Origin of the sequence: Streptomyces sp. NBC_00620 (assembly GCF_026341825.1) — a bacterium.
Taxonomy (GTDB): Bacteria; Actinomycetota; Actinomycetes; order Streptomycetales; family Streptomycetaceae; genus Streptomyces.
This window is the reverse complement of record NZ_JAPENY010000003.1, coordinates 1,191,391-1,216,932: the sequence shown is the minus strand read 5'-3', so window position 1 is coordinate 1,216,932 and position 25,542 is coordinate 1,191,391. Positions and strand designations below refer to the sequence as shown.

Annotated in this window: 21 protein-coding genes; 7 read left to right on the top strand and 14 right to left on the bottom strand. The window is 69.6% G+C overall.

All coding sequences use genetic code 11. The annotated features are described in order from the left end of the window. Positions 1–129: 129 nt before the first annotated feature. Positions 130–1,938 carry a bifunctional sugar phosphate isomerase/epimerase/4-hydroxyphenylpyruvate dioxygenase family protein gene (locus OG246_RS36690; RefSeq protein WP_266473104.1) on the top strand — a complete coding sequence of 603 codons (1,809 nt, stop codon included), beginning with the start codon at positions 130–132 and terminating at the stop codon, positions 1,936–1,938. A gap of 22 nt (positions 1,939–1,960) precedes the next feature. Here the strand turns inward: OG246_RS36690 and OG246_RS36685 are convergent, their stop codons facing one another. From OG246_RS36685 to tkt, 7 genes are all read right to left on the bottom strand, one after another. Continuing rightward, positions 1,961–2,551: a histidine phosphatase family protein gene (locus tag OG246_RS36685; RefSeq protein ID WP_266473103.1), complete on the bottom strand. Its 591-nt coding sequence runs from the start codon at positions 2,549–2,551 to the stop codon at positions 1,961–1,963. A 5-nt stretch (positions 2,552–2,556) separates the two neighbouring features. Continuing rightward, positions 2,557–3,435: a phosphogluconate dehydrogenase (NAD(+)-dependent, decarboxylating) gene (gnd, locus tag OG246_RS36680; protein ID WP_266473102.1), complete on the bottom strand. Its 879-nt coding sequence runs from the start codon at positions 3,433–3,435 to the stop codon at positions 2,557–2,559. 6 nt (positions 3,436–3,441) lie between these two features. Continuing rightward, positions 3,442–5,091: a glucose-6-phosphate isomerase gene (gene pgi, locus OG246_RS36675; protein ID WP_266473100.1), complete on the bottom strand. Its 1,650-nt coding sequence runs from the start codon at positions 5,089–5,091 to the stop codon at positions 3,442–3,444. Next, a complete protein-coding gene (opcA, locus tag OG246_RS36670; RefSeq protein ID WP_266473099.1) occupies positions 5,084–6,019 on the bottom strand; it encodes a glucose-6-phosphate dehydrogenase assembly protein OpcA in 936 nt (311 codons plus the stop codon). The genes pgi and opcA overlap by 8 nt, the downstream gene beginning before the upstream one ends. Beyond that, positions 6,016–7,563, bottom strand: coding sequence for a glucose-6-phosphate dehydrogenase (gene zwf, locus OG246_RS36665; protein ID WP_266473098.1), 1,548 nt, complete (start codon positions 7,561–7,563; stop codon positions 6,016–6,018). Before zwf ends, opcA begins: the two co-directional genes overlap by 4 nt. 122 nt (positions 7,564–7,685) lie before the next feature. After that, on the bottom strand, positions 7,686–8,831 hold the full coding sequence (tal, locus tag OG246_RS36660; protein WP_266473097.1) for a transaldolase: 1,146 nt from the start codon (positions 8,829–8,831) through the stop codon (positions 7,686–7,688). Positions 8,832–8,850: 19 nt separating this feature from the next. Continuing rightward, positions 8,851–10,950, bottom strand: a complete 2,100-nt coding sequence (tkt, locus tag OG246_RS36655) for a transketolase (protein WP_266473096.1) — start codon at positions 10,948–10,950, stop codon at positions 8,851–8,853. 146 nt (positions 10,951–11,096) lie between these two features. Here tkt and OG246_RS36650 point away from each other — a divergent pair, with 146 nt between their 5' ends. After that, a complete protein-coding gene (locus OG246_RS36650; RefSeq protein WP_266473094.1) occupies positions 11,097–12,032 on the top strand; it encodes an AraC family transcriptional regulator in 936 nt (311 codons plus the stop codon). 61 nt (positions 12,033–12,093) lie between these two features. On the opposite strand, the gene OG246_RS36645 is transcribed toward OG246_RS36650, so the two are convergent. From OG246_RS36645 to OG246_RS36630, 4 genes are all read right to left on the bottom strand, one after another. Further along, positions 12,094–13,266 carry a transposase gene (locus tag OG246_RS36645; protein WP_266473092.1) on the bottom strand — a complete coding sequence of 391 codons (1,173 nt, stop codon included), beginning with the start codon at positions 13,264–13,266 and terminating at the stop codon, positions 12,094–12,096. Positions 13,267–13,531: 265 nt separating this feature from the next. Beyond that, the gene (locus tag OG246_RS36640) at positions 13,532–14,923 is read right to left on the bottom strand and encodes a glycoside hydrolase family 16 protein (protein WP_266473090.1); all 1,392 of its coding nucleotides are present in this window, start codon (positions 14,921–14,923) and stop codon (positions 13,532–13,534) included. A gap of 213 nt (positions 14,924–15,136) precedes the next feature. Then, the gene (locus OG246_RS36635; protein ID WP_266473089.1) at positions 15,137–16,381 is read right to left on the bottom strand and encodes an Ig-like domain-containing protein; all 1,245 of its coding nucleotides are present in this window, start codon (positions 16,379–16,381) and stop codon (positions 15,137–15,139) included. A gap of 473 nt (positions 16,382–16,854) precedes the next feature. Continuing rightward, on the bottom strand, positions 16,855–17,271 hold the full coding sequence (locus OG246_RS36630) for a hypothetical protein (RefSeq protein ID WP_266473088.1): 417 nt from the start codon (positions 17,269–17,271) through the stop codon (positions 16,855–16,857). A gap of 172 nt (positions 17,272–17,443) precedes the next feature. On the opposite strand from OG246_RS36630, the gene OG246_RS36625 reads away from it, so the two are divergent. Further along, the gene (locus OG246_RS36625) at positions 17,444–18,496 is read left to right on the top strand and encodes a hypothetical protein (RefSeq protein ID WP_266473086.1); all 1,053 of its coding nucleotides are present in this window, start codon (positions 17,444–17,446) and stop codon (positions 18,494–18,496) included. A 28-nt stretch (positions 18,497–18,524) separates the two neighbouring features. On the opposite strand, the gene OG246_RS36620 is transcribed toward OG246_RS36625, so the two are convergent. Together OG246_RS36620 and OG246_RS36615 are read right to left on the bottom strand one after the other, a co-directional pair. Then, positions 18,525–19,283: an IclR family transcriptional regulator gene (locus tag OG246_RS36620; protein WP_266473084.1), complete on the bottom strand. Its 759-nt coding sequence runs from the start codon at positions 19,281–19,283 to the stop codon at positions 18,525–18,527. A gap of 5 nt (positions 19,284–19,288) precedes the next feature. Further along, a complete protein-coding gene (locus tag OG246_RS36615; RefSeq protein WP_266474970.1) occupies positions 19,289–19,714 on the bottom strand; it encodes a MarR family winged helix-turn-helix transcriptional regulator in 426 nt (141 codons plus the stop codon). A gap of 230 nt (positions 19,715–19,944) precedes the next feature. Here OG246_RS36615 and OG246_RS36610 point away from each other — a divergent pair, with 230 nt between their 5' ends. The 4 genes from OG246_RS36610 to OG246_RS36595 are packed head-to-tail and all read left to right on the top strand — an operon-like array spanning position 19,945 to position 23,753. Beyond that, positions 19,945–20,862 (top strand): SDR family oxidoreductase, encoded by a 918-nt coding sequence (locus tag OG246_RS36610; protein ID WP_323178363.1) that lies wholly within the window; start codon positions 19,945–19,947, stop codon positions 20,860–20,862. Beyond that, positions 20,862–21,737, top strand: a complete 876-nt coding sequence (locus OG246_RS36605; protein WP_266473083.1) for an amidohydrolase family protein — start codon at positions 20,862–20,864, stop codon at positions 21,735–21,737. Before OG246_RS36610 ends, OG246_RS36605 begins: the two co-directional genes overlap by 1 nt. Positions 21,738–21,777: 40 nt before the next feature. Then, on the top strand, positions 21,778–23,283 hold the full coding sequence (gene menE / locus OG246_RS36600; RefSeq protein ID WP_266473082.1) for an o-succinylbenzoate--CoA ligase: 1,506 nt from the start codon (positions 21,778–21,780) through the stop codon (positions 23,281–23,283). A gap of 14 nt (positions 23,284–23,297) precedes the next feature. Then, on the top strand, positions 23,298–23,753 hold the full coding sequence (locus OG246_RS36595; protein ID WP_266473081.1) for a MaoC family dehydratase: 456 nt from the start codon (positions 23,298–23,300) through the stop codon (positions 23,751–23,753). A gap of 108 nt (positions 23,754–23,861) precedes the next feature. Here the strand turns inward: OG246_RS36595 and OG246_RS36590 are convergent, their stop codons facing one another. Next, positions 23,862–25,526, bottom strand: coding sequence for a PHP domain-containing protein (locus OG246_RS36590; RefSeq protein WP_266473080.1), 1,665 nt, complete (start codon positions 25,524–25,526; stop codon positions 23,862–23,864). Positions 25,527–25,542 lie beyond the last annotated feature (16 nt).

Genomic DNA, 25,542 nt, shown 5'->3' with positions numbered 1-25,542 from the left:
TGTGGTGAGGGTGGCGGGTGCGGGTCGGTGGGGGTTTCTCGCGCAGTTCCCCGCGCCCCTGAAGGGGCGCTCCTGCGGCGGTGTCCCTTCAGGGCCGTGCCGGTGAAGCGACAACGAAGGAGTGACAACGTGCGTACGTCCATTGCCACCGTCTCGCTCAGTGGGTCTCTGACCGAGAAGCTCACGGCTGCTGCCAGGGCCGGCTTCGACGGAGTCGAGATCTTTGAGAACGATCTGCTTGCCAGCCCGCTCCTCCCCGAGGAGATCCGGGCGCGGACGGCCGACCTCGGACTGAGCATCGACCTGTACCAGCCGATGCGGGACATCGAGGCCGTGCCACAGGAGGAGTTCGCTCGCAATCTGCGGCGGGCGCGGCACAAGTTCGAGCTCATGGGGCGGCTGGGCGCGGACACCGTGCTGGTGTGCTCCAGCGTCTCGCCGCTCGCCGTGGACGACGACGCGCTCGCGGCCGGGCAGTTGCGCCAACTGGCCGACCTGGCACAGGACTTCGGTATCCGAGTGGCGTACGAGGCGCTCGCCTGGGGACGCCACGTGAGCACGTACGACCATGCCTGGCGCATCGTCGAGGCCGCGGACCACCCCTCCCTCGGCACCTGCCTGGACAGCTTCCACATCCTCGCCCGCGGTTCCGATCCCAAAGGCATCGAGGACATCCCCGGCGAGAAGATCTTCTTCCTGCAACTGGCCGACGCGCCGCTGATGGCGATGGACGTCCTCCAGTGGAGCCGCCACTACCGCTGCTTCCCGGGCCAGGGCGGCTTCGACATAGCCGGGCTGCTCGGGCATGTGGTGCGCGCCGGATACCAGGGGCCGCTCTCCCTCGAGGTTTTCAACGACGTCTTCCGCCAGGCGGAGGCCGGACCGACCGCCGTCGACGCCCGGCGCTCCCTCCTCGTACTCCAGGAGGAGACCGGTCTCGCCACCCCGCCCGCGCCCGTGGTCCCCACCGGCGTGGCCTTCGCCGAACTCGTCACACCCGACGTCGTACCGGTCTCCGCGGTCCTCGGCGCCCTCGGTTTCACCCGCACGGCCAGGCACCGCAGCAAACCGGTGGACCTCTGGCAGCAGGGCGAGGCCCGTGTCCTGGTCAACACCGGTCCGGCCGCTCGGCGCGACGGCACCGCGCTCGCCGCCATCGGCCTGGAGTCCCCGGACCCTGCCGCCGCGGCCCGGCGCGCGGAATCCCTCCTCGCACCCGTCCTGCCGCGCCGCCGCGCTCTCGAGGACGCGCCCCTCGACGCGGTGGCCGCCCCCGACGGCACCGAACTCTTCTTCTGCGCCTCCAACGAGCTCGCTGCCCCCGGCCGACCCGAACACCCCACCTGGACCAGCGACTTCGAGCCGGTGGAGCACGGCCCGGACCCGCGGCGGGTGGCCCGCATCGACCACCTGGCCCTCACCCAGCCCTGGCACCAGTTCGACGAGGCAGCCCTCTTCCACCACAGCGTGCTCGGGCTGAGCGCGCAGGAGAGCGTCGACGTCGCCGACCCCTACGGCCTGCACCGCAGCCGCGCCGTCACCAACTCCGACGGCACCGTCCGCATCGCCCTCTCCGTCGGCCCGGCCCCCAGCGACGACGGCGCCCGCGCCCAGCACATCGCGTTCGCCACGGACGACGTGGTCACCGCCGCCCGCTGCTTCCGCGACGCCAGCGGCCGAATCCTCCGGATGCCCGCCAACTACTACGACGACCTCGCCGCCCGCTTCGAGTTCACCGACGCCGAGCTGGCGACGTACCGCGAACTCGGCATCCTCTACGACCGCGACACCGACGGCGAATTCCGCCACTGCTACACGGAGACCGTCGGCCGAGTCTTCTTCGAACTCGTCCAGCGCGATGGCGGCTACCGCGGCTACGGCGCGCAGAACGCCCCGGTACGGCTTGCCGCGCAGCACGCGGTGCGACCGGGGCGTTGAAGCGCTCCTAGGGCGGAAATCCTCAATTCCCTCTGGCGTTCCACTGAGCGATCACCGGACGCCCGTGCTCCATGGACAGCCGGCTGACCGTCCCCGTCGCGAGCTGGAACAGGCGGCCGTCCGCGGCGGGGAGGCCGAGGCGGCGGGCGGCGAGCACTCGCAGGAAGTGGGCGTGTGCCACGAGGACGACGTCGCCTTCGGCGAGTGCCGTGTCGATGTGGGAGAGCACGCGGTCGGCGCGCTGTCCCACCTCTGTCGGGGACTCGCCGGGGTGGCCCGAGGGGCCGGGCGGTACCCCGTCGTTCCAGAGGTACCAGTCGGGCCGGGTGCGGTGTATCTCGACGGTCGTGATGCCTTCGTACGCGCCGTAGTCCCATTCGTGCAGGTCGGGTTCGGGTACGGCCCCGTACAGGCCCGCGAGTTCCGCGGTGCGTATCGCGCGGCCCAGTGGGCTGGTGAGCGCGAGGGCGAAGGTCCGGTCGGCGAGCAGCGGGGCGAGGGACTTGGCCTGTTCCTCGCCGCGCTGGGTGAGGGGCAGGTCGGTCCAGCTGGTGTGCTGGCCCGACACGCTCCACTCGGTTTCGCCGTGGCGGACCAGCAGAAGGTCCCCCATGGCGGTTACTTCGCGGACTCGACGGCGTGGCCGCCGAACTGGTTGCGCAGGGCCGCGACCATCTTCATCTGCGGCGAGTCGTCCTGCCGCGAGGCGAACCGCGCGAACAGCGACGCGGTGATCGCGGGCAGTGGCACGGAGTTGTCGATGGCCGCTTCGACGGTCCAGCGGCCCTCGCCGGAGTCCTCGGCGTACCCGCGGAGCTTGTCGAGGTGCTCGTCCTCGTTGAGGGCGTTGACGGCGAGGTCCAGGAGCCAGGAGCGGATCACGGTGCCTTCCTGCCAGGAGCGGAAGACCTCGCGTACGTCGGTGACGGAGCCGACCTTCTCCAGGAGCTCCCAGCCTTCGGCGTAGGCCTGCATCATCGCGTACTCGATGCCGTTGTGGACCATCTTGGAGAAGTGGCCCGCGCCGACCTTGCCGGCGTGCACGAAGCCGAAGTCGCCCTCGGGCTTGAGTGCGTCGAAGACCGGCTGGACCTTGGCGATGTTCTCGGCGTCGCCGCCGACCATCAGGGCGTAGCCGTTCTCCAGGCCCCAGACGCCGCCGGAGACGCCGGCGTCGACGAAGCCGATGCCCTTGATGCCGAGTTCGACGGCGTGCTTCTCGTCGTCGGTCCAGCGGGAGTTCCCGCCGTCCACCACGACGTCGCCGGGCTCCAGGAGCACGGCCAGCTCGTCGATGGTGGACTGGGTCGCGGCACCCGCCGGCACCATCACCCACACCACACGCGGGCCTTCGAGCCTGCTCACGAGTTCAGCGAGGCTGCTCACGTCGGCGAGGTCGGGGTTGCGGTCGTATCCGAGGACGGTGTGGCCTGCGCGGCGGATCCGCTCGCGCATGTTGCCGCCCATCTTGCCGAGGCCGATGAGTCCGAGCTGCATGTCAGTTCACTTCTTCCGGAGAGTGCGGTAAGCGGCCACGAGGGCGGCGGTGGAGGGATCGAGGCCGGGCACGTCGGCGCCTTCGGTGAGGGCGGGTTCCACACGCTTGGCGAGGACCTTGCCCAGCTCGACACCCCACTGGTCGAAGGAGTCGATGTTCCAGATGGCGCCCTGTACGAAGACCTTGTGCTCATAGAGGGCGATGAGCTGGCCGAGGACCGAGGGGGTCAACTCGGCTGCCAGGACGGTCGTGGTGGGGTGGTTGCCGCGGAAGGTGCGGTGCGGCACCTGCTCCTCGGACACCCCCTCGGCACGTACCTCGTCACTGGTCTTGCCGAAGGCGAGGGCCTGGCCCTGCGCGAACAGGTTGGCCATCAACAGGTCGTGCTGGGCCTTGAGTTCGTCGCTCAGCTCGTCGACCGGGTTGGCGAAGCCGATCAGATCGGCCGGGATCAACTTCGTGCCCTGGTGGATGAGTTGGTAGTAAGCGTGCTGTCCGTTGGTGCCGGGCGTGCCCCACACCACCGGACCGGTCTGCCACTCCACCAGGTGGCCGTCCCGGTCCACGGACTTGCCGTTGGACTCCATGTCCAGCTGCTGCAGGTACGCGGTGAACTTGGACAGGTAGTGCGAGTACGGCAGTACGGCGTGCGACTGGGCGTCGAAGAAGTTGCCGTACCAGACGCCCAACAGGCCGAGCAGCAAAGGCGCGTTGGCTTCAGCGGGGGCGCTCTTGAAATGCTCGTCGACGATTCGGAACCCGTCGAGCAGCTCCCGGAACCGGTCGGGCCCGATAGCGATCATCAGGGACAGACCGATCGCCGAGTCGAACGAGTACCGCCCGCCGACCCAGTCCCAGAACCCGAACATGTTCGCCGTGTCGATGCCGAAGTCGGCGACCTTCCCCGCGTTGGTCGACAGCGCCACGAAGTGCTTCGCCACCGCCTTCTCGTCGCCGTCCAGTCCGTCGAGCAGCCAGGACCGTGCGGAGGTCGCGTTGGTGATCGTTTCGATGGTGGTGAACGTCTTCGAGGCGATGATGAACAGCGTCTCGGCCGGGTCGAGGTCCCGCACGGCCTCGTGCAGGTCGGCGCCGTCCACGTTCGACACGAAACGGACCGTCAACTCCCGGTCCGTGAAGGCCCGCAGAGCCTCGTACGCCATGGCCGGGCCGAGGTCCGAGCCGCCGATGCCGATGTTGACGACATTGCGGATGCGCTTGCCGGTGTGCCCGGTCCACTCACCCGAGCGGACTCTGAGAGCGAAGCCGGCCATCTCGTCGAGCACGGTGTGCACGGCCGGGACGACGTTCTCGCCGTCGACCTCGACGACCGCGTCGCGCGGGGCGCGCAGCGCGGTGTGCAGCACCGCGCGGCCCTCGGTCGTGTTGATCTTCTCGCCGCGGAACATGGCGTCCCGCAGCCCGAACACATCGGTGGCGGTGGCCAGTTCCTGGAGCAGGGCGAGGGTCTCGTCCGTGATCAGGTGCTTGGAGTAGTCGATGCGCAGGTCGCCGACCCGTACGACGTAACGCTCCGCACGAGCGGGGTCGGCGGCGAACAGCTCGCGCAGCTGCGGGTGCAGGAGCGCACCGGCGCGGTGGTCCTCCAGGGCCACCCACTCGGGGCGCCGTGTGAGCTTGGGGGAGTCAGACATGACTGGGGTTCTCCTTGGTGCCCTCGCCCTGCAGGGCGACGGCGTACATCTCGTCCGCGTCGAGACGGCGCAGCTCCTCGGCGATCAGCTCGGAGGTGGAGCGCACCTTCAGCGCGAGGGTGCGGGAGGGCTGTCCGGGCAGGGACAGCGTGGCCAGCGGGCCCTCGGGGCGGTCGATCACGATCTCGCCGCTCTTCGTGCCCAGCCGTACGGCGGTCACCACCGGACCGGCGGTGACGACCCGCTCGACCGGAACCTTGAGGCGGGCCTCCAGCCAGCGGGCCAGCAGCTCGGCACTCGGGTTCTCGGCCTCGCTCTCGACGGCCGCCGAGGTCACCTTCGTACGGGCCTGGTCGAGCGCGGCGGCCAGCATCGAACGCCACGGCGTCAGCCGGGTCCACGCCAGATCGGTGTCACCGGGCGCGTACGCCGCGGCGCGGGCCGCCAGCGCCCGCAGCGGGTTCTCGACGGCGTACATGTCGGTGATCCGGCGCTGCGCCAGGGCACCCAGCGGATCCTTGACCGGGATCTCGGGCGCGTCCACCGGCCACCACACGACGACCGGCGCGTCGGGCAGCAGCAGCGGCAGGACCACCGAGTCGGCGTGGTCGGACACGTCGCCGTAGGTCCGCAGGACGACCGTCTCACCGGTGCCCGCGTCCGAACCGACCCGCACCTCCGCGTCCAGGCGGGAGTTCGTGCGGTCGCGCGGGGTGCGCGCGACCCGCCTGATGACGACCAGGGTGCGTGAGGGGTGCTCGCGCGAGGCCTCCTCGGCCGCCTTGATGGAGTCGTAGGCGTTCTCCTCGTCGGTCACGATGACCATCGTGAGGACCATGCCCACGGCAGGTGTGCCGATTTCGCGGCGGCCCTTCACGAGCGCCTTGTTGATCTTGCTTGCCGTGGTGTCGGTGAGGTCGATCTTCATGGCCTGCGCCAGCTCCGTCCGTCTCGTGCGAGCATCTCGTCGGCTTCCTTCGGGCCCCAGCTGCCCGAGGGGTACTGCGCGGGCTTGCCGTGCTTCTCCCAGTAACCCTCGATCGGGTCGAGGATCTTCCAGGACTCTTCCACCTCCTGGTGACGGGGAAAGAGATTGGCGTCGCCGAGCAGGACATCCAGGATCAGCCGTTCGTACGCCTCCGGGCTGGACTCCGTGAACGACTCGCCGTAAGCGAAGTCCATCGTGACGTCCCGGATCTCCATCGACGTACCCGGCACCTTCGATCCGAAGCGCACGGTCATGCCCTCGTCGGGCTGGACGCGGATGACGATCGCGTTCGCGCCGAGCTCTTCCGTGGCGGTCGAGTCGAAGGGGGAGTGGGGGGCGCGCTGGAAGACCACCGCGATCTCCGTGACCCGCCGGCCGAGGCGCTTTCCGGTCCTGAGGTAGAAGGGGACACCCGCCCAGCGCCGGTTGTCGACCTCCAGCTTCACGGCCGCGAAGGTGTCGGTCGTCGACTTGGGGTCGATACCGTCCTCCTGGAGATAGCCGCGCACCCGCTCGCCGCCCTGCCAGCTCGCCGCGTACTGCCCGCGCACCGTGTGCTCGCCCAGCTCGTCCGGCAGCTTCACGGCCTTGAACACCTTGAGCTTCTCGGTGAGCAGCGACTCGGCGTCGAAGGCGGCCGGCTCCTCCATGGCGGTGAGCGCCATCAGCTGGAGGAGGTGGTTCTGGATCACGTCGCGGGCGGAGCCGATGCCGTCGTAGTACCCCGCACGGCCGCCGATGCCGATGTCCTCGGCCATCGTGATCTGTACGTGGTCGACGTAGGACCGGTTCCAGATGGGCTCGTACATCTGGTTGGCGAAGCGCAGCGCCAGGATGTTCTGGACGGTCTCCTTGCCGAGGTAGTGGTCGATGCGGAACACCTGCTCCGGGTCGAACACCTCGTGCACGATCTTGTTCAGCTCACGCGCGCTGGCAAGGTCGCGCCCGAACGGCTTCTCGATGACCGCGCGCCGCCAGGAACCCTCCGGCGCGTCGGCGAGCCCGTGCTTCTTGAGCTGCTTGACGACCTTCGGGAAGAACTTCGGCGGTACGGAGAGATAGAAGGCGTAGTTGCCGCTGGTGCCGCGCGAGGAGTCCAACTCGTCGACAGCGGAACGCAGTTGCTTGAACGCCGTGTCGTCGTCGAAGTCGCCGGGGATGAACCGCATGCCCTCGGCGAGCTGCTGCCAGACCTCCTCGCGGAACTCCGTACGGGCGTGCTCGCGCACCGAGTCGTGCACCACCTGCGCGAAGTCCTGGTCCTCCCACTCGCGGCGGGCGAAGCCGAGGAGCGAGAAGCCCGGCGGCAGCAGACCGCGGTTGGCGAGGTCGTAGACGGCCGGCATCAGCTTCTTGCGCGACAGGTCGCCGGTGACCCCGAAGATGACGAGGCCGGAGGGGCCCGCGATACGGGGGAGACGGCGGTCCCGGGGGTCGCGCAGCGGGTTGGACCAGTCGAGGTCGACACCGAGCGCGGCACTCACGTCGCCACTGACATCAGCCGAATCCGTCGTTACTGCGGCCGGTTCCAGGGCCGTGTCACCAGATCCCGCCGTCGCGGTGGCCGCAACCTGCGGGGTACTACCGGGAAGCGCCTCACGCCTGCTCATTCCCCCTCAGCTCCCTTGCCGCGCAGCGAAGTCGCCACCGCGTCGAGAAGATCTTCCCAGGCGGCCTCGAACTTCGAGACGCCCTCGTCCTCCAGCTGCTTGACGACCTCCTCGTACGAGACACCGAGCCGCTCGACGGCCGCCAGATCGGCGCGGGCCCGGTCGTAGCCGCCGGTCACCGCATCGCCGTGGATGTCGCCGTGGTCGGCGGTGGCGTTGAGGGTCCCTTCCGGCATGGTGTTGACGGTGCCGGGCGCGACCAGCTCGTCGACGTACAGGGTGTCCTTGTACGCGGGGTCCTTGACGCCCGTCGAGGCCCACAGGGGGCGCTGCTTGTGGGCGCCGGACGGGGCGAGCGCGGTCCAGCGGGCGGAGCCGAAGACCTCTTCGTACGCCTCGTAGGCGAGCCGGGCGTTGGCGAGCGCCGCCTTTCCCTTGAGGGCGAGAGCCTCGTCGGTGCCGGCCTTCGTGAGGCGCTTGTCGATCTCGCTGTCGACGCGGGAGACGAAGAAGGAGGCGACGGAGTGGATGGTCGCGAGGTCGATGCCCGCGGCCTGCGCCTTCTCCAGGCCCGCCAGGTAGGCGTCCATGACCTCGCGGTAGCGCTCGAGCGAGAAGATCAGCGTGACGTTGACGCTGATGCCCCTGCCGATGACCTCGGTGATCGCCGGGAGGCCGGCCTCCGTCGCCGGGATCTTGATCATCACGTTCGGGCGGTCGACCAGCCAGGCGAGCTGCTTGGCCTCGGCGATCGTCGCGGCGGTCCGGTGGGCCAGACGGGGGTCGACCTCGATGGAGACCCGGCCGTCGCGGCCGCCGGTCGCTTCGTACACCGGGCGCAGTATGTCGGCGGCGGCGCGGACGTCGGCGGTCGTCATCATGCGGACGGCCTCGTCGACCGTCACCCCGCGCGTGGCGAGGTCGGCCAGCTGCTCCTCGTAACCCTCTCCGGAGCCGATCGCGGCCTGGAAGATGGAGGGGTTGGTGGTGACGCCCACCACGTGCTTGGTCTCGATGAGTTCGGCGAGGTTGCCGGACGCGATCCGCTTGCGCGAGAGGTCGTCCAGCCAGATGGAGACGCCTTCGTCGGAGAGGCGCTTCAGGTTTGCCGCGGGTGCGGTTGCTTCGGTCACGGTGATCATCTTCCTTTGTGCGATCGGATTAACCGCGGAGGGCGGCGAGGGATTCCCGCGCGGCGGCGGCGACGTTCTCGGCCGTGAAGCCGAACTCGGCGAACAGGGTCTTGGCGTCGGCGGAGGCGCCGAAGTGCTCCAGCGAAACGATGCGTCCGGCGTCACCGACGTACCGGTACCAGGTCAGGCCGATGCCCGCCTCGACCGCCACGCGGGCCTTCACGGACGGCGGCAGCACGGACGCGCGGTACTCGGCGGACTGCTCCTCGAACCACTCCACGGACGGCATGGACACGACCCGCGTGCCGACCCCCTCGGCCTCCAGCCGCTCGCGCGCGGCGACGGCGAGCTGCACCTCGGAGCCGGTGGCGATGAGGACGACGTCGGGCGTGCCGGTGGAGGAGTCCGCAAGGACGTAACCGCCGCGCGCCGCATCGGAGTTCACGGGGTAGGTCGGTACGCCCTGCCGGGTCAGAGCCAGGCCGTGCGGGGCCGGGTTCGTGGCGTGCCGCTTGAGGATCTCGGCCCAGGCGATGGCCGTCTCGTTCGCGTCGGCCGGGCGGACGATGTTCAGGCCGGGGATGGCGCGCAGCGAGGCGAGGTGTTCGACCGGCTGGTGGGTGGGGCCGTCCTCGCCGAGGCCGATGGAGTCGTGCGTCCAGACGTACGTCACCGGAAGCTGCATGAGCGCGGAGAGGCGCACGGCGTTGCGCATGTAGTCCGAGAAGACCAGGAACGTGCCGCCGTAGATACGGGTGTTGCCGTGCAGCGCGATGCCGTTCATCTCGGCGGCCATCGAGTGCTCGCGGATGCCGAAGTGGACGGTGCGGCCGTACGGGTCGGCCTCCGGCAGCGGGTTGCCCTTGGGGAGGAAGGAGCTGGTCTTGTCGATGGTGGTGTTGTTCGATCCGGCCAGGTCGGCGGAGCCGCCCCAGAGCTCGGGGAGTACGCCGCCGAGCGCCTGGAGGACCTTGCCGGAGGCGGCGCGGGTGGCCACCGAGGTGCCTTCCTCGAAGACCGGCAGCGCGGACTCCCAGCCCTCGGGCAGCTGACCGGCCACGACACGGTCGAAGAGCTTGGCGCGCTCGGGCTGCGCGGTGCGCCACTCGGCGAGCTGCTTGTCCCAGGCGGCGTGTGCCTCGGCGCCGCGGTCGAGGGCCGCGCGGGCGTGGGCGAGCACCTCGTCCGAGACCTCGAAGGTCTTCTCCGGGTCGAAGCCGAGGACGCGCTTGGTGGCCGCGATCTCGTCGGCGCCGAGTGCCGAGCCGTGCGAGGCCTCGGTGTTCTGCGCGGTCGGCGCGGGCCAGGCGATGATCGTGCGCATCGCGATGATGGAGGGGCGCCCGGTCTCGGCCTGCGCCGTCCTGAGCGCCGAGTGCAGCGCGTGCACGTCGATGTCGCCGTCGGCCGAGGGCGCGATCCGCTGCACGTGCCAGCCGTACGCCTCGTACCGCTTCAGGACGTCCTCGGAGAACGCCGTCGCCGTGTCGCCCTCGATGGAGATGTGGTTGTCGTCGTAGACGAAGACGAGGTTGCCGAGCTTCTGGTGGCCGGCCAGGGAGGAGGCCTCGGCGGAGATGCCCTCCTCGAGGTCGCCGTCCGAGACGATCGCCCAGATGGTGTGGTCGAAGGGGGACTCGCCCTCCGGGGCCTCGGGGTCGAAGAGGCCGCGCTCGTAGCGGGCGGCCATCGCCATGCCCACGGCGTTGGCGGCACCCTGGCCGAGCGGCCCCGTCGTCGTCTCGACGCCCGCCGTGTGGCCGTACTCCGGGTGGCCCGGCGTCTTGGAACCATGCGTGCGGAACGCCTTCAGGTCATCGAGTTCGAGTTCATAACCTGAAAGGAAGAGCTGGGTGTAGAGGGTCAGCGAGGTGTGGCCGGGGGAGAGGACGAAGCGGTCGCGGCCGGTCCACTCAGGGTCGGCGGGGTCGTGCCGCATCACCTTCTGGAAGAGGGTGTACGAGGCGGGGGCCAGGGCCATCGCGGTGCCCGGGTGGCCGTTTCCGACCTTCTGTACGGCGTCGGCCGCCAGCAGACGGGCGGTGTCGACGGCACGCCGGTCCAGCTCGGTCCACTCGAATCCGTCGGAGAAGCGGGCAGGTGTCTGCGTGCTCTGCTGCGTGCTCATCTTCAAGAAGTCCTCGATAGGAGCGGGGTAACTGCTCTGATGCGTTCAAATCTAAAAGTCTGACTTTTGCCGGGGAAGGTGCCCGTGTGTCAGCCTTCGGTGAAAGTGGGACACGCAGCGTGGGACTGAACCGGCGAGAGACGGACATGGCAGACAGAAGCACCCAAGGCGGCGCCGGGGGCGAACGGGGAACCGGCGAGGGGACCGACGGGATCAGGACCTTCCCGTTTCCGGTCGATCTGAGCCTCTCCGGCGTCGGTATGCAGGTCGGCGCCATGGGGACCGGCCGCACCTGGCACGCGGACGCACCGCTGGAGCGCGTGCACCGCATCGACTTCCACGTCGTGATGCTGTTCAACGCGGGACCCGTCCGGCACATGGTCGACTTCGCCGAGTACGAGGTCTCCGCGGGCGACATCCTGTGGATCCGCCCCGGCCAGGTGCACCGCTTCTCCCACACGGACGACTACCGCGGCACGGTCCTCACCATGCAGCCCGGCTTCCTGCCGCGGGCCACCGTCGAGGCGACCGGCCTCTACCGCTACGACCAGCCCCCGCTGCTGCGTCCCGACGCGGCCCGGCTGGCCGCCCTGGAGCACTCACTCGCCCAGCTGGAACGCGAGTACGTCGACACCACGACGCTGCCGCTCAGCCTGCACACCTCGGTGCTGCGGCACTCCCTGACCGCATTCCTGCTCCGCCTCGCCCACCTCGCGGCCAGCTCCGCCGAGGCGGCCCGCGAACAGACCGACACCACCTTCACCCGCTTCCGGGACGCGGTCGAGAAGGGCTTCGCCACCAACCACAGTGTCAGCGCGTACGCCGACGCCCTCGGCTACTCGCGCCGCACCCTCGTCCGGGCCGTCCGCGCGGCCACCGGCGAGACCCCGAAGGGCTTCATCGACAAGCGGGTGATCCTGGAGGCCAAACGCCTCCTCGCGCACACGGACATCCCCATCGGCCGCATCGGCGTCGCCGTGGGCTTTCCCGACTCCGCGAACTTCTCCAAGTTCTTCTCTCAGCACACGGACATGAGTCCGGCGGGGTTCCGCGCCGAACTGCGGTCAACCACCCGGGGCTGAAGTCCCGGGTTTGCTGCTCGTGACCATCACTGGTGGTGATGGGTACGGCTGCGTCCAGTCCTCACGCGGTGAGTGTGAGGGCAGGGGCCGTTGACTGGGCCCCGCGGACCCACGTCATCCACCCGCGGTGGGCGATGTTGTGGGACGCGTTGTGGTCTGCGTGATCAACGAATCCGCAGGACCTGCAAGCGAACCGGGCTTGGCTGGGCCGGTTGCCGCGTTCGATGTGGTGGCATTGCGAGCATTCCTGGCTGGTGTACGCCGCGTCGACATAGACCACCGGCACCCCGGCCCTCTTCGCCTTGTAGGCGATGAAGGCGCCGAGTTGTGCGAAGGGCCAGGAGTGGAGCGTGGCGCGTTGGGGCTTCCTCAGCCGTGCCCGTTCGCGAATGCCCGTGAGTGTCTCCAGGGCGATTCCGCGACCGGTGCGTTGAGCCTCCGCCACGACCTGCTTCGAAATCTTGTGGTTGATGTCCTTGTTCCGGCGGGCTTCCTTGCCCGCGTACTTCTTCGCCCGCCGCTTCGCGGACTTCGTGCCCTTCTTCTGCAGCTTGGTCCGCAGCGCACGGTCGTTGTCGCGTTTGCGGTTCATCCTGCGCCCGGAGTGACGGGTCCCGTCGGAGGTGGTGGCGATGTTGACGATGCCCAGGTCCACGCCCAGGAAGGCGACGGGGTGGGTGTTCAGGTCCGTCTCGTCGATCTCGCAGGTGGCGATCAGGAACCACTTCCCGCCCTGGCGGATCAGGTCGGATTCACCCTTGCGGCAGCGGGCCAGGACCTCCAGCTGCCCGGCCTCCCCGGTGAAAGCCACCCCCTTGAGGCGGCCGGTGGTGGTCCAGATCGACACGGTGCGGGTCTCGTGCTGCCAGGACAGCATCCGGTCGTCGTACGGCTGGGCCGCCCCGGGACGGAAGGCGACCGGTTTGCCCGAGGCCCTGGTGTGGCGCTTGGATCCCGGCCGGCCGTAGCGGCCAGCCCGCAGATTGGCCCTGAGAGTGGTGTAGGCGTCGCAGGCCTTCTTGATCACGTGCTGCGCGGCCTGCGCGCCCAGGCCCCACCGGGCTTTGACGTCCTGATACGTGTGGGGGCGCAGTGCCAGGTTCTTCCACGCGCTCTTCTCGAACGCGACGGTCGAGGCCCAGTTGGCAGCCTCGTTGCAGGCGGTCAGGGTCGCCTCAAGTGCCGCCGCCTGTACGGGCGTCGGCAGCAGCTTGACCCGCACCACCAGCTTCATGCCCCGGACGCTAACGCGTCGGTCATACAACCCGGCCGGGGATGTACATCTTCCATCCGATCAAGTGATCTGCCGGTCGGGTGTTCGATGTTCCCGGCTCTGTCGGGCAGTGATATGGGCATTCGGTGCCCGAAGGCGGGTGGCTGCGACGCTCCGCATCGCAGCCACAGGATGCGATTCCTTCCGGGCGTGAACACCCAGGGGCCCTCACAAGAGTCCGCCGAAGGGGCGGGCCTCCCGGCCCGCCCCTTCGCCAAGCGTTCGGTCAGCGACCGAAGTTGAACCAGTTGACGTTCACGAAGTCGGCCGGCTGGCCGCTGGTGAAGGTCAGATAGACGGTGTGCGTGCCGGTGACCCCGCTGATGTTCGCCGGTACGGTCCGCCAGCTCTGCCAGCCTCCGGTGTTGCCCACCGCGAAGCTGCCGATGGGCGCGTTCGTACGGCTGTCGAGGCGTACCTCCACCAGGCCGCTCACGCCCGAGGACGCGCCGCTCGCGACCCGGGCGACGAACTGAGTGGCCGCCGTGGAGCCGAAGTTGACGCCGTTGTACTGGGCCCAGTCGCCGTTCGCGAGCGCGCTCAGGTTCTGGCCGCCGCCCGTGTCCGTGGTCGTCTCGGTGCCCACGCCGCCCTGGCCGTCGTAGGACTCGGCCTGGATGGCGCTGTAGGCGTCACGGTTGCCGGTCGGGGGCGGTGTGGTACCGCTCCCACCGGACTGGAGAACCTGGACGTAGTCCACGACCAGCGGGTGTCCTGGCACCGTGCCGGCGTCCGGGCCGCCGCCGAAGGCGTCCGGGAAGCCGCCGCCCATCGCGACGTTGAGGATGAGGAAGTAGCCGTGGTTCGTGGCGTTCGTCCACGTGGTCGCGTCGACCTGATTCGCCCTGACCGTATGGAAGTTGACGCCGTCGAGGTAGAAGCGCATCTCCTCGACGCTCGTGGACTTGTCCCACTCCACGGCGTAGGTGTGGAAGCTCGACTGGCAGGTCGTACAGGGGGTGTTGCCGCCGATGCCGCTCGTCTCGTTGCACGGGCCGCCGGGCGAGGTGCCGCAGTGCATGGTGGCCCACAGGGTGCCGAGGCCCTGGACGTTCTCCATGATGTCCAGTTCGCCGATGCCGGGCCAGTTCCAGTAGTTGCCGCGGAAGGGCGCGCCCAGCATCCAGAAGGCGGGCCAGTAGCCCTTGGCGGCGGCACCGGTCACGTTCGGCATCTGGAGGCGGGACTCGACGCGGAGTTTGCCGCCGGCCGGGGGCTGGAAGTCGGTGCGCACCGTCTCGATGCGGCCCGAGGTCCAGTTGCCTGAGCCGTCGCGCAGCGGGGTGATGCGGAGGTTGCCCGAGCCGTCGAGCGAGACGTTGTTGGTGCTGGAGGTCATCGTCTCGATCTCGCCGGTACCGAAGTTGGCGGGACCGCCGGGGTAGCTGGTGCCCGTCGTGTACTGCCAGTTGGCGGTGTTGACGCCGGTTCCCGCGGACCCGTTGAAGTCGTCGACGAAGACCTGGGACCAGCCGGTGGGCGGCGGGGGAGCGGAGGCGTTCGCGGGGAGGGTGGCGGCCGTGGCGGCGGTGGCCGCCAGGGCGAGCGTGCCGAGCACGGCGATGAGCGCGCGGCGTAAGGGGCGGGGTCTGGTGGGTGTGCCGGAGTTTTCACGCATGGGTGCCTCTTCGGGTACGGAGTGGGGTGCGCGGGTGTTGGGGAGAACCGCTTGAGAGCGCTCTCAAAGCGGCTGCGCCGCCAATGTGCTCTCTGTCACCCCGACCGTCAAGAGGCGCAGTCGGTAAAGTCCTTCGGGCGCACGGGAGCTCACGCCGTGAAGGAAGGGTGGCGCGGGGGTGCGGCCCGGGGAGCCGCACGTTGCGGAGAGCGACTAGAGCGCGCTGCCCGCCGTCCAGTCGGCCCACGACAGGTTCCACCCGTTGAGGCCGTTGGCCGGGTCCACGGTGTCCTCGCCCGAGTTCTTGACGATCACCACGTCACCCAGCATCGAGCTCTTGTAGAACTTGTAGCCGTCCACGGCGGTGTCGTCGGCGCCCTTGGTGTCGTGCAGGCCCACGCAGCCGTGGCTGGTGTTGCTGCTGCCGAAGATCGACGTCGACGCCCAGTAGTTGCCGTGGATGAAGGTGCCGGAGGTGGTCAGGCGCTGGGCGTGCGGCACGTCCGCGATGTCGTACTCGTCGCCGAGACCGACGGTGGAGGACTCCATCCGGGTCTCCTTGAACCGCTCGCTGATCACCATGATCCCCGACCAGGTGGTGTGGTCGGCGTCGCCGCCGCTCACCGGATAGGTGGCGAGGGCCGAGCCGTCCCGCTCGACCGTCATCGTCTTCGCCGCCAGGTCGACCGTGCTGATCTGCGAGCGGCCGATGTTGAAGACCACGTCCTTGGACTGCGTGCCGTAGACCCCGTCCGTGCCCTCGACGTCCTTCAGGCGCAGACTCAGGGTGATCTTCGTGCCCGCGGCCCAGTAGTCCTCGGGCCGGAAGTCGAGCCGGGTGTCGCTGAACCAGTGGCCGACCACCTCGACGGCGGGCTCCGCCGTCACCGTGATCGCCTTCTCGACGGCGGCCCGGTCTGACACGGCCTTCGTGAAATTGATCGACACGGGCATGCCGACGCCGGAGGTCGAATTCGCCTCGGGGGTGAAATATCCCACGAAGGTCTCGCCGGGAGACTTGGTGGTGAAAGTCGCCGTCTCCTCCTCGGCCCCCTGCGCCTGCGTCGTGACCGTGTATTTCGTGCCGGAGTACGGGTTCTCGCCCGACGTCCATTGCGTACGGGCGTCGTTGTAGGACCCGGCCAGGGTGGATCCGTCGTTGCCGGTGACCTTCACGGCCGACAGCGTGCCGTCGGACACGGCGACCTCGACCGGGCTGGTGAAACCGGCCTTCTTCGTGCCGTCGGCGGGCGTGACGGTGATCGTCGGCGCCTTGACCGTCGTCTCCGCCTTGGTGCTCGCGGACGTGCCCGCGGACGCGGCCGTCGCCTCCGAGGCGTCCGCCGATTCGGTGCAGCCCGTCAGAACGGCGGCCGGCACGGCACCGAGTACGGCGAGGATCCCGCGCCGGGACCACGCCGGACGTTCGGTCCGGTTCGATATCTCAGGGACGCCCACGGCACGCCTTTCTTGGATGACCACCACTGCCGCTGCATCCTGCGCCTCCTCCATTGGTGGTTTCTTTGAATCCGTGGGGTCTCAGCTGAGATTCCCGTGAAGACGGCCAGGTGGGATCCCGCATGTGTGAATCATCTCGGCGACGTGGCCCCGGTAACGACGACCCCGGGGGCGCCGAATGAGAAAGCCCCGGCTGGACGGGGGAGACCAGCCGGGGCGGTGCGTGGTGATCTGCGGAGGGCGGTCGCCTCGCGGCGGAAGGCTCCATGGGGCTTCAGCCGGACGATCGTCCCCATGGGCTGTAGGTGAGGCCCGGGGACACTGTCCCCTCCGCAGCCACATGTAGGTGGACGGTCAACTGCCGCTGCTTGTTCGGTCGCCGTCGCCACGGGGCGTGTGAACTGAGGCACGTCCGTCAGCCCTCCGGAGGCACCTTCCTCCGGTCCGCCCGGTGATCCCTTGGGGGACAGGCCCTACGATCTGGCGATTTCTTGCCGGAGCTGGTGCGTGAAGCGACGCAGGAGGTCCACCGTCTCTCGGAACTCGGCCCGGCGGTCGTCCCTGCCGTCGGTGGGCCGGGTGCTCCAGACCCGACGCGCGAGAGCATCGGCGAGATCGACGGTCTCGCCGGCACACAGCAGGTAGAGGGCTGAGCGTGCTTCCTGCATCCGGTTCGCCAACTCGTTGGGTCCGGGGCCGTCGTCACTGAGCTGGGTTTCCTTGAGGTGGTCCAGTAGCTGAACCACGGCCGTGTTGAAGCTGATCCCGGCTTTGAGCTTCTGTTCGCGGAGCCACATGCGGTCCTGTCGGCGCGCGGTGAACCACGAACCGAACACCGCCCCTATGAGGCCGATAGCGGCCCCGATGGCCACCGACAGGATGTTCTCCACGGTCAGCTCCCCCCGACGTACAGCGCCGACAGGCTACAAGTGAACAACCCGCCGGTCGGGTGACGGGACGCACGGGCAGTGCCGGAACCGGCCCGTCTCGTGCCGGGCCCTGTTCGATCACGTGTTGGACACGGGTCCCGCCGGCGAGGCGTGCGTGGGGAAGCCTGCGGACATGGCGAGACGCGGGGGATGCGTGCTGAACGGCTGTCTGACCGTGCTGGTGATCGCGCTGGTACTTGTCGGCGGCGTGGTGGTGTGGGTCATGACGGCACCCGGCCGCTACGAGGATCAGGCACAGGACAACTTGGAGAGTTCCGCGGCCGTGGCGAAGGACCGGCTCACCCAGGCGGCGGCGGACGGCACGCTGCTCGGCACGGAGATCGACCGGTCGGTGCGGTCCATGAACAAGAGGATGTCGTACGTCCGTCGGGAGGGGCAGCACGTGACCGTGACCGCCGAGCTCATGGGGCTCGGGCCCGGCATGTTCGCCGGGGGTACCCAGGCCACGGGCTGCTACCGCTTCGAGGTCGACGGGCGTTCCGTCTCCGCCGACGAGTTGTCCCGGGAGACGTGCCGCGATCTGCCGGTGTACCGGTTCCGCAAACCGGCGGAGGTCGCCGCGGATGTGGTCGTGGAACTGCGATCGGCGCTGGACCGCGGTGGGCTGACCGAGGTCCAGGGTGCCCAGGTCTGGGAGACCGTCGGCGTCGAGGTGGAGGACCAGGAGGTGGCGGCCGGCGGGCTGACCGCCCTGGTCTGGCTGTCCGCGGAGGACGGGAGCGACGAGGTCTGCTACGAGTTCCGTGCGACGGACAAGCCCCGCAACGTCACCGCAGACAGGCTGAAGACGGACGGCTGTTACCGCATCCAGCGCAAACAGGACGCGCGAGCGGAGGCGGCCCGTGCGGCCCAACTCGACGCGAGTGCCGAGGCGGTCGAGCGGCGCCTCGACCGCGCGGTCTCCGACGGGGCCCTGACGGACGCCGAGTTGAAGCGCGCCCTCGCCCTGCCGAGGACGGACTCGATGGGGCAGCCCGACGCCGACGACCCGGTCGCCGTACCGGTCGGCACGGAGCGCTCGCGCACCGAGGTGACCGTCATCGCCGAGGTGCGGCCCCTGGACCAGGCGTGGCTCGAGGGCTGCTACGAATTCCGCGCCGACCTGAGGAAGCAGTCCGTCACCCGGCGCGCGACGGGGACGGAATGCCTCTACCAGAATCAATGACTCGAAGGGTGTCCTCGCTGGAGAGACCTCAGCGCGGCTCCGGCCGCCACCCAAGCGCCCGCGAGATCCCGCGCGCCGCGAGCCGCACCGCCGGGATCAACACCGGTACCTGCGCGTCGACTTGGGGCACCACGACCGACACGGCCGCGACCACCGCGCCGCCCGCGCCGCGCACCGGGGCGGCCACCGAGAGCGCGTCGTCGGTGACCTGACGGCTGCTCACCGCCACGCCTGAGTGCCGTACTTCGGCCAGCTCCCGGCGCAGCCTCGCCGGATCGGTGACGGTGTACGGGGTGAAGGCGGCCAACGGGCGCTCGCAGTAGGCCTCCTGGAACGCGGGGTCGCCGTGCGCGAGCAGTGCGAGCCCCACTCCCGTGGCGTGCAGAGGCCAGCGGGCGCCGACCCGGATGCGTACGCCGACCGCGGAGCGCCCGGAGATCCACTCGATGTAGACGACCTCGGAGCCGTCGCGGACCGCCAACTGCACGTTCTCGTGCGTCGCTTCGTACAGGTCCTCCAGGTACGGCAGCGCGATCTGCCGCAGTGCGAGCCCGCGCGGAGCGAGCGCCGCGACCTCCCAGAGGCGCAGGCCCACGTGGTAGACGCCGTCCTCGTCCCGCTCCAGGGCGCCCCACTCGGTGAGCGCGCCCACCAGCCGGTGGGCCGTGGTGAGGGTGAGGCCGGCCCGGCGGCTGATGTCCGTCAGGGACAGCGCGGGGTGCCCGTGGTCGAAGGCGGCGAGCACGGCGAGGAGGCGGTCGGGCGCGGACAGCGTGGTCGTGGCCATGGTCATCAGTCGAGTTCGGCTTCGGCGACCCGTTGCAGGAGCGTGTGCAGCGTGTCCCGCTCGGCGGGGTCCAAAGGCTGGAGCAGGTCGTTGGTCACCCGCAGCCCGGCCTCGTCGGTGTCGCGCAGGAAGGCCCGGCCGTCCTCGCTCAGCACGACGATGCGGCTGCGGCGGTCGTCGGGCGAGGGGCGCCGCTCGGCGAAACCGAGCTTCTCCAGGTCGTCGACGAGCCCGACGATCGCGCTCGGGTCGTAGCCGAGCCGCGAGCTGAGCTCCCTCTGCAGAGCGCCCTCGGAGGTGGCCAGGAAGCGGAGCAGCGCGTAGTGGCGCAGGCGCAGCCCGGACTCCTGGAGGAACGTGTTGAACAGTTGCCCCGAGCGCAGCCCGAGCCGGTACAGCAGATAACCGGTGTCCGCGTGCAGCCCGCGCATCCACGGCTCCTGCGCGTCGATGGAGGCAGGACCCCCGGCGATTTCTGCGGTGCGCTGCTGAGCTGCGATGACGGGCTCCCTGGGCCGGGCCCCCGGGTGGGGCGGTTCGTACGTACGGAACACAGCATGACGCAAAGCTGAGTCGGCAACAACTATTGACGTCAACAATTATTGCTCTTAGCTTCGATCTCGTAGCCGCATCTGCATCTGCTTCTCGAAGGGACCCCGTCGTGCCCAGCATCGATCTCACCGGCAAGGTCGCCGTTGTCACCGGCTCCGGCCGTGGCCTCGGCCTGGCCTATGCGCACGCTCTCGCCGCCGCCGGCGCCTCCGTGGTCGTCAATGACGTGGACGAGGCCGTCGCCGAGCAGGCGGTCAAGGCGATCACCGAGGCGGGCGGCACCGCCGTGGCCGAGGTGGTTCCGGTCGGTACCAGCGAGGCCGCCGACCGTCTGGTCGGCCGCGCCGTCGAGGAGTTCGGACGGCTCGACATCCTGGTCACCAACGCGGGCATCCTCCGCGACAAGGTCCTGTGGAAGATGACCGACGAGGACTTCGACGCGGTGATCACCACCCACCTCAAGGGCACGTTCACCTGCGCCCGCGCCGCCGCCGTACGGATGCGGGAGCAGGGCGAGGGCGGCAGCCTGATCCTGGTCGGCTCGCCGGCCGGGCAGCGCGGCAACTTCGGCCAGACCAACTACGCCGCCGCGAAGGCGGGCATCGCCGCCATGGCCCGTACCTGGTCGATGGAGCTGGGCCGCGCGGGCATCACCGTCAACGCGATCGTCCCGGTGGCCGCGACCGCGATGACCGAGACCATCCCCGCCTTCGCCCCCTACATCGAGGCCATGCACCGCGGCGAGCCGCTGCCCGACTTCCTCCGCAAGGGCGAGGGCTTCGGCACCCCCGAGGACTGCGCGGCCCTCGTCCCCTTCCTCGCCTCCGAGGCCGCCCGCGGAGTCACCGGGCAGGCCATCGGCATCGGCGGCGACAAGGTGGCACTCTGGTCGCATCCGCAGGAGATCAAGGCGGCGTACGCGGACGGCGGCTGGACCCCCGACACCCTCGCCGACGCCTGGCACACCTCGGTCGGCGCCGAACCGCAGACCGTCGGCATCCCCGCGCCGAAGCTTCCGGAGGCGTGATGGACCTGAACGAACTCGTCGCGATCGACGTCCACACCCACGCCGAGGTGTCGTCGAAGGGCCACTCCTCCCTCGACGAGGACCTGCACGACGCCTCCAGCGCCTACTTCAAGGTCGAGGGCAAGCGGAAGCCGACCCTTCAGGAGACGGCCGCCTACTACCGCGAGCGGAAGATGGCCGCCGTGATCTTCACGGTGGACGCCGAGTCCGCCACCGGCACCGAGCCCGTCCCGAACGAGGAGGTCGCCGAGGCGGCCGCCGCCAATTCGGACGTACTGATCCCCTTCGCCTCCATCGACCCCTTCCGCGGCAAGGCCGGGGTCAAGCAGGCCCGCCGTCTGGTCGAGGAGTACGGGGTGAAGGGCTTCAAGTTCCACCCCAGCATCCAGGGCTTCTTCCCCAACGACAGATCAGTGGCGTACGAGCTGTACGAGGTGATCGAGGAGACCGGCACCATCGCCCTCTTCCACACGGGGCAGACGGGGATCGGCGCCGGAGTGCCCGGCGGGGGAGGTATCCGGCTCAAGTACTCGAACCCGCTGCACGTGGACGACGTCGCCGCCGACTTCCCGCACCTGAAGATCATCCTGGCGCACCCGTCCTTCCCCTGGCAGGACGAGGCCCTCGCCGTCGCCACGCACAAACCGGGCGTGCACATCGACCTGTCCGGCTGGTCGCCGAAGTACTTCCCGCCGCAGCTCGTGCAGTACGCGAACACGCTGCTCAAGGACAAGGTGCTGTTCGGCTCCGACTTCCCCGTACTCACCCCGGATCGCTGGCTCGCCGACTTCGAGAAGCTGCCGATCAAGGACGAGGTCAGGCCGAAGATCCTCAAGGAGAATGCGGCCCGGCTGCTCGGGCTGACGAAACCGTAACCCCCCGACTCGTATCCGGAACTCGCAAAGGGGCGCAACGATGCGCAACGAGGGACTGGGGTCATGGCCCGCACGCCGGGCCCGCAAGACCCCCCAACGCACCGCCCTGATCCACGGGGACACCGCCGTCACCTACGCGCAGCTGTACGCGCGCACCACCCGCCTCGCCCAGGCCCTGCGCGCCCTCGGCCTCCGCCGCGGCGACCGCATCGCCTATTTCGGCCCCAACCACCCGTCCTACCTCGAAACCCTCTTCGCGGCGGGCACCCTCGGCGCGGTCTTCGTCCCGCTCAACCCCCGCCTCGCCGGACCCGAAATCGCCTACCAGCTGCGCGACTCGGGAGCCAAGGCCCTGGTGTACGCGCCGACGCTGGCCGGACTCGTCGCCGGTCTGCCCGGCAACGCGGACGTGCGGACGTACGTCGAAGTCGGCGCCCGGTACGAGGAGTTGATCGACGGAGCCTCCGAAGAGCCGGTCGACCAGCCCGTCACCGCCGACGACACCTGCATCATCATGTACACCTCGGGCACGACGGGCCGCCCCAAGGGCGCGATGCTCACGCACGGCAACCTGACGTGGAACGCGATCAACGTCCTCGTGGACACCGACCTGATCGCCGACGAACGCGCCCTGGTCTCCGCCCCGTTGTTCCACACCGCCGGGCTCAACATGCTCACCCTGCCGGTGCTGCTCAAGGGCGGCACCTGCGTCCTGGTCGAGAGCTTCGACCCGGCGGCCACCCTCGACCTGATCGAACGGCACCGGATCACCTTCATGTTCGGCGTACCGACGATGTTCGACCAGGTCGCCCGGCAGCCGCGCTGGGCCGACGCCGACCTGTCGTCGCTGCGGATTCTCACCTGCGGCGGGTCGCCGGTGCCGACACCGCTGATCGCCGCCTACCAGGAGCGCGGGCTCACCTTCCTCCAGGGCTACGGCATGACCGAGGCCGCGCCCGGCACGCTCTTTCTCGACGCCGAACACGCGGTGAGCAAGGCCGGTTCGGCCGGGGTGCCGCACTTCTTCAGCGACGTGCGCGTCGTACGGCCGGACTTCGCGCCGGCCGAGGTCGGCGAGACGGGCGAAGTGGTCGTGCGCGGGCCCCATGTCATGCCCGGCTACTGGGGGTTGCCGGACGAGACGGCCGCCGTCTTCGCCGACGGCTGGTTCCGCAGCGGGGACGCCGCCCGGATCGACGAGGACGGATACGTCTTCATCGTGGACCGCATCAAGGACATGATCATCTCGGGTGGCGAGAACATCTACCCCGCCGAGATCGAGGATCTGCTCCTCGCCCATCCCGACATCGTCGAATGCGCGGTCATCGGCGTCGCCGACGACAAGTGGGGCGAGGTGCCGCGCGCGGTCGTCGTCGCCCGCGAGGGCGTCGAACTCGACCCGGACGACGTCCTCGCGTCGCTCGCCGGACGCCTCGCCAAGTACAAGATCCCGAAGTCGGTGGTCGTCGCGGACGAACTCCCGCGCACCGCCTCCGGGAAGCTCCTCAAGGCCCGTGTCCGCTCGCGGTACGGCACCAACTCCTAGACAGGGAACGGCACATGACCATCACCGTGAACGGCCTCGACGAACTCAAGAAGCTGGCCGGCACCGATCTCGGCACCAGTGAGTGGATCGAGATCACCCAGGAGCGCATCGACACCTTCGCCGACGCGACCGGCGACCACCAGTGGATCCACGTCGACCCGGAGAAGGCGGCGGCGGGCCCCTTCGGCGCGCCCATCGCCCACGGCTATCTCACCCTCTCCCTCTTCATTCCGCTCTTCACCGAACTGCTGGACGTCGAGGGCGTGTCGACGAAGGTCAACTACGGCCTGAACAAGGTGCGGTTTCCCTCGCCGGTGAAGGTGGGCTCGCGGATCCGGCTGGTGGCGAAGCTTGCCTCGGTCGAGGATGTGCCGGGTGGGGTCCAGGTCGCCGTCGACGGCACGATAGAGATCGACGGCGGGGGGAAGCCCGCCGCCGTCCTCCAGAGCCTGTCCAGGTTCTACGCGTAGGCGCTCCGCTGCGAGGGCGTGGGGATCCGCGGGCCCGTCGTGGCTGGTCGCGCCCACGCGGCGGAGCCGCATGTTGAATGCAGCCCCGCGCCCCTGGCGGGGTGCAGCTCAAGCTCCCGCCACGTCCACGAAGATCGGGTTCGCGTAGAACCATGTGTCTGCCCACGGGTCGCCGTTCCCCGGTGCGTGGGTGATCGGGCCGTGCGGGTCGACGGTGGCGCCCAGATACCCCGTGCCATTGCGGTTGCCGTCGCTGCCGCGTAGCCGGATGTAGAAGGACTCGTCGCCTGCGACCAGCGGGATGCGCAGGGTGTACGTCCCCTTGCGGCCGCTGACGTCCACGGTGCGTACGACCTTGGTGTCGGGTGCCTTCCAGTCGTCGCGGGCGGCGGGTCCGTGTACGGCGCCGCGGATCACGTCGACATGGGCCAACTCGGGCAGGATTCCCTGGGGGTTGGGGCGTGAGGCGCTCGTCACCGTGACCGACAGGGTCAGCTTGTCGCCCTTGCGGACGCGCAGGCGGCCGCCCATCGTCACGCCCCGGCCCTGGTCGCGGTCCCGCTTCAGCCGGACGTCGAGTCCGTCGATCAGGTGCCCGTGGTCGAGCCAGACCCGGCCGGCACGGAGGCCCGCCATCACCGAGCGGTAGCCGTAGCGGGTCACGCCCACATGGGTGCGGCTGAACTGGCCGGGCCAGAAGTCGCTGCCGGGCTGCGGGGTGTCGGTGTTCACCGGGTCCGGCAGCTTGCCGGTGTTGTCGAAGTTCTGCCCGGCCGCCCAGTCGCCGTTCTTCCAGGTGTCGAACACGATGCGGTGGGCGTCGGAGTTGGTGGTGACCGAGAACAGCTTGCCCTCGGCGAGCATGGCGTCCCAGAGACCGCCCACCGTCGCGGTCGCCCAGTCGAAGCCGCCGTAGGTGAGGTAGGCGTCCGCCGGGTAGCCGGGCCAGGACTGCGCGGACGGCTTGTTCTCGTACTCGCCGCGGATCGAGGTCGTACCGCGCCAGCCGGGGATGGCCGCGCCCTGGGCGCCCGGAGCGCCCTCCATGCCGATCATGATCTCGGACGCCGCGTCCCGCCAGTCGCGCATCTCGTACGGGGAGTCGATGCCCAGGCGCATCGGGTGGTTGGCGAGGACCAGCACATCGTCGACGTATCCGGTACGGCGCTGCTCGGCCAGCCACTTGATGGCCTTGACGGCGTGCGCCTGGTTGCGTGCCGTGTTCGGGTTGTCCGCGGCGCCGTCGGTGCAGCCGAGCAGCTTGCCGTCGTAGGCCAGCTCGAACCGCGTGAGCAGGTCGACTTCGCGCGGGCCGGGCGCGGCGAAGACCGTGGCGTGCTCGGCGGCGGGGATGTACCACTCCAGGCCCTGGAAGATCAGCTGGCGCGGGTTCTCGGCGCGCGCATCGAGGATCTCCTTGCGTTCCAGCGGAGCACCGTACTGGGCGTGCCCGAAGTTGGAGTGCTCGGTGAACACCATCCAGTCGAGGCCGTACTCGGCGCCCGCGGCGGCGAGTTGGGAGAACGTGTACTTCGCGTCGTGGCTGTAGACCGTGTGGATGTGGTGGTCGCCGACGAGATAGGCGAGGCGCGGGTCGTTGCCGCCGAGGCCCTGTCCGTGCGCGGCCGCGGGGGTCGCCAGTGAACCGGCGGCGAACGCGGCGCTGAACAGGCCTGCCCGGCGCAGGAGTTGGCGTCTGGAGACACCCTGTGCGTCGAGGCGGGACGGCGAGACGGACGGATCGGCCCAGACGGGCAGCTGCTGCTCGGTCATGACGGTGTGAGTCCCT